Raw genomic sequence first — 4,845 nt, 5'->3', positions numbered from 1 at the left:
CTGCAAGAAGACCTTAAGGTGGTTATTGCGGCGGGGCTCACCTCTTCCCATTTCGAACAGAGAAGTTAAGCCCGCCTGCGCAGATGGTACTGCAATCCTGTGGGAGAGTATGTCGCCGCCTTTCTTTTAAAAATCCCCATCAGGAATGATGGGGATTTTTTGTTTTATATTGTTTTGATTTATCAAAAAATCACATCTTAAATATTCCAACTGTAAAATATTTTTGTTTTTGTAAATCTTACCTTATGCTTTTTCCTTTTTTGGAGGTATTCTCATCTTAAAAATTGCCAACATTTTTATTTTGTATAACTTTTTCTTAATCAAAGGGTTAAGGTTATGAAAAATATTATCATCGCTAATTTTCACCCTATCTTGGTAGGGAACCTAATCAACCAAACAAAACTTAATCAGTACACTAAATTTCTTTACCACCATTTTCAAAACCATCCAGTCAGGGAAAATTCAAATTATTTTGACGAGGATCAGGAGAATGATGAAGTGGTTAGTTTTAAAACCGTTTCAGATAATGTGGATAAGTATGCTATTGGATATGAGAATATTAATAGCAGGCAGGTGCTCATTTTTGAAGAAGTGGAAAGCTTCATAGAAAATGAAATGCAGCACTTATCTCCGTCAGAGTACATTTTTCCAATTGATTTTGAGATTCATTCCGGCAATACTTTCGGACCCAAAATCGATATGAGAATGGACTGGTTCAGAAGAAAAATGAGGAATGTCTTTGACCGTTTCTATGAAACTACGCATTCTAAACCGGAAAACATTATCCATGTTACCTGTTCAGGATACTCTTCGCCTAGTCTGGCACAGGAAGCCGTGATTAAAAAAAAATGGGAAACAGTACAGGTCACACATTCTTATCATATGGGATGTTATGGTGCGTTTCCGGCCATGCGGACCGGTATGTGTCTGTTGAACACAAGTAAGACGAACGGTAGGGTTGATATTATCCACACCGAATTGTTATCTGCACATTTGAATTTAACGGAGTTTTCTGCATCAAATACCATGATATGTTCTTTGTTTGCCGATGGATTCATTGGTTATTCACTATATGAAGAACATGCTTTTTATCAGGATTTTGATGTTACGGATAAAAGAGGCCTAAGAATCTTGGGTTCCCATGAGGTAATTATACCGGATTCTCTGGAAGACATGTCCTGGGATTTAGGTGAGTATAATTTTTTAATGACATTATCTAAACGAGTTCCTGTTTTTATCCGCAAGAATATCAAGGCTTTTATGGATACCTTATGTGAAAAAATGGATATGAATTTCGATAGTATAAAATCTGATATATGTTTTGCAATTCATCCGGGCGGCCCTAAAATTATTGATTACGTAATTGATGAGCTGGGCTTAGAAATTAGTCAGGCTAAATGGTCATATGATATTCTCAGAAGACAAGGAAATATGTCTTCCGCTACTGTACCGCATATTCTGAATGAAGTCATTAAAGATGATAACATTTTACCGGGGACTAAAGTCATTGCCATAGGATTTGGACCGGGATTAACAGCAACCGGTTTACTATTGGAAAAAATCTGACAAACTCACTGTTTTAGTGTAGTTGGTGTACTATAAATAGTACGAAATATGTTAAAAACTTACAAATAAAAGGATTACTAAATCATAAACATTAATTTTATGAATGTAATTTTAGTTTACTGATTTTCAATGATTTATTGTTGAAATGATCCGCTATCATTGTTAATGCCACTTCAATATAATCAAGCCTGATTAAACCTTTATTTCTAATTTAAATTAATTTGAAAGATGAACACATTATAGAATTTTGATCCCCAAAATTCTATAATCTGGCTTACTCATAATAATGGTCTTTAAATAGAATTATTATGAAAAGATTTATTTTTAGACAATGAAAAGGAAAATGTATCCCATTTTTGCTTTTCCCTGTTGTAGATTGTTAAGTCCCGTCAGACTGTTATTATTAGTTTTCTTCTTCCTTTTTTCATTTAATGTTTCCGCGCAATTAGTTGGTGATGCGACTGTCAAAGCTAATTTTGGAGTTGAGGCCGATGTATATGCTAACGTGCTTCAATTCCCCAATGCTGATGTTCCGCCAATACCACTTCCGTCACCTTTAATTACAGACGACTGGTTTGGAACTACTCCTAGTTTACCAGGGGATAGTGGTCTGAATAAGCCTTATGGGGTTATTGACCAGACTAATGCTGCGGCAATTGAAGCATTAATTACCGGTACACCGGGAAATAATTATGCTTTTGATAAAAGACAATCAGTGACCACGCCTACATTTCCTTTTCCATTTCCCGTTGTCGACGGGTATTTATGGATTGATGCTGTGTATGGACGTGATCATAACAGTGCACAGGGATCCAGTGATTTAAGTATATTTGGTGGTTCTGGGGATAAAAACTCCGATAATCCAAGTACTTGGGTATTATCAACTGGTAGTATACCACAGAAAGACGATATAATTGATGTGTATGTACATTTAAGAGGTATTGGTCCTAAGGCTCCTACAGCCTAAGATCCAAGACCTTTTACAGAGTTGTGGGCATTTGCCGGCGGTTCCTTACGGGAAACCAATGGTAGTAAACATATCGATTTTGAGTTTTTCAGAACGTTGATTGATTATTCTCCCGGAGATGTTGTTTTCGGCAATACCGGTAACGACGGTGGACGTACAGCCTGGGATTTTGATGCAACCGGTAATATTCTTGTACCGGGAACTCTTATTGTATCTATTGATTATGAAGGTGGAGGAACCAAACCGGATGTTCGTATCAGAGTTTGGATGAATCAGGCAGATTTAGCCACCTTTAATTCATTAGCAAACAGACCTTTTAATATTGATGCTTCTTCATTTGAACAAGGATTAAGTAGTGGAGTATATGGTTATGTGAGAATTGAGGCGTTGAATAACGCGGTTCCGTATATTTTCGGACGTGTTAATAAAGAAGCTGCTACATTAGGCCCGCCATGGGGTACTATTGAAGGTTCAAATGCTGCTTTTCAAGATGACTACAAAGCATTTCAATTTGTTGAAATCGGAATCAATTTAACTGCCTTTGGATTGGACAGACGTGGCGATAGTGATCCATGTTCTAATATTTTAGGTAGTTTATTGGTTAAAACCAGATCAAGTGCCGGTGGGAACTCAGATTCATTTACCAGTGAGCTGAAAGATTTCGCAGGGCCTTGTATTTTTGGTAATTCGACAGACCCATCGGTTGATCTTACAGGGGGTGGAACAATAACTTGTACGACTCCAACTGTTACGCTTACAGCAAATTTGACCAATCCGATGACCAGTCCGGGAAGTGTTACTTTTACATTTTATGGGCCGGATAATGACAATGATCCGAATAATGGATATGGACCTTTATTGCAAGGGCCGTCTGCAGACAATACCATTGATATCAATGCTGCAAATGGTGCAGGTACTTATACAGTAGTTGTGGATGCTCTTGCGTTTCCTGGATGTAGTAAATTTGACAGAATTGTTGTTAATGCGATTAACTGTGACCCTGTTGATGTTTCGGGCCCTGGCAATCTGGTAAAAAGCCAGTGTGATTACACTAATCAGGCTGCTTTGGATACTGCCTTTGCGGCATGGTTAGCCCAATTCCAAGTAGTTAATGATGGTTGTGAAGGAACTGCCCAATTCAGCGGTGATCCTAGAGTGGCACCGAGTCTATGTACCGGAGGTACGGTGAATGTTACTTATAGCATTGCCGATAACTGTAGCCAGGACAGCGTTAGTGCGAGCTTTACCTTAAATGGCGAAGCCGACGTTGATGTTTCTGGCCCGGGTAATCTGGTAAAAAGCCAATGTGATTACACAAACCAAGCTGCTTTGGATACTGCCTTTGCTGCATGGTTAGCACAGTTCGTGACCAATAATGACGGTTGTGCTGCCGTAGCCCAATTCAGCGGTGATCCTAGAGTGGCACCGAGTCTATGTACCGGAGGTACGGTGAATGTAACATACAGCATTGCCGATAACTGTAGCCAGGACAGCGTTAGTGCCAGCTTTACCTTAAATGGTGAAGCCGACGTTGATGTTTCCGGCTCGGGTAATCTGGTAAAAAGCCAATGTGATTACACTAATCAGGCTGCTTTGGATACTGCCTTTGCTGCATGGTTGGCGCAGTTCGTAACCAATAATGACGGTTGTGCTGCTGTGGCCCAATTCAGTGGCGATTCAAGAGTGGCACCGAGTCTATGTATCGGAGGTACTGTGAATGTAACATACAGCATTGCCGATAACTGTAGCCAGGACAGTGTTAGTGCCAGCTTTACCTTAAATGGCGAAGCCGACGTTGATGTTTCCGGCCCGGGCAATCTGGTAAAAAGCCAGTGTGATTACACAACCCAAGCTGCTTTGGATACTGCCTTTGCTGCATGGTTAGCGCAGTTCGTGACCAATAATGATGGTTGTGCTGCTGTGGCCCAATTCAGTGGAGATCCTAGAGTGGCACCGAGTCTATGTACCGGAGGTACTGTGAATGTAACATACAGCATTGCCGATAACTGTAGCCAGGACAGTGTTAGTGCCAGCTTTACCTTGAATGGTGAAGCCGACGTTGATGTTTCAGGCCCTGGTAATCTGGTAAAAAGCCAGTGTGATTACACCAATCAGGCTGATTTGGATACTGCCTTTGCTGCATGGTTAGCACAGTTCGTAACCAATAATGATGGTTGTGCTGCTGTAGCCCAATTCAGCGGTGATCCTAGAGTGGCACCGAGTCTATGTACCGGAGGTACGGTGAATGTTACTTACAGCATTGCTGATAACTGTAGCCAGGACAGCGTTAGTGCCAGCTTTACCTTAAATGG

At 40.3% G+C, this 4,845-nt stretch carries 3 protein-coding genes and 1 rRNA gene; all 4 read left to right on the top strand.

What is annotated here, in order from left to right:
* Positions 1–14: 14 nt before the first annotated feature.
* Positions 15–124 (top strand): 5S ribosomal RNA (gene rrf, locus NAT51_RS19485).
* Positions 125–336: 212 nt separating this feature from the next.
* Positions 337–1,566, top strand: a complete 1,230-nt coding sequence (locus tag NAT51_RS19480; RefSeq protein WP_250601768.1) for a 3-oxoacyl-[acyl-carrier-protein] synthase III C-terminal domain-containing protein — start codon at positions 337–339, stop codon at positions 1,564–1,566.
* A gap of 343 nt (positions 1,567–1,909) precedes the next feature.
* Positions 1,910–2,533, top strand: a complete 624-nt coding sequence (locus tag NAT51_RS19475) for a hypothetical protein (protein WP_250601766.1) — start codon at positions 1,910–1,912, stop codon at positions 2,531–2,533.
* Positions 2,534–2,554: 21 nt separating this feature from the next.
* Positions 2,555–4,845 (top strand): hypothetical protein (locus NAT51_RS19470; RefSeq protein ID WP_250601764.1); only part of this gene is annotated, 2,291 nt, incomplete at its 3' end.

The organism is Flavobacterium amniphilum (genome assembly GCF_023634845.1).
Classification (GTDB): Bacteria; Bacteroidota; Bacteroidia; order Flavobacteriales; family Flavobacteriaceae; genus Flavobacterium; species Flavobacterium amniphilum.
The sequence above is the reverse complement of the archived record's forward strand: the minus strand, read 5'-3'. Positions and strand labels throughout refer to the sequence as shown.

Excerpts from the sequence above, each read along its gene's own strand:
- NAT51_RS19480 (WP_250601768.1), top strand. The coding sequence starts at position 337 with ATGAAAAATATTATCATCGCTAATTTTCACCCTATCTTGGTAGGGAAC.
- NAT51_RS19475 (WP_250601766.1), top strand. The coding sequence starts at position 1,910 with ATGTATCCCATTTTTGCTTTTCCCTGTTGTAGATTGTTAAGTCCCGTC.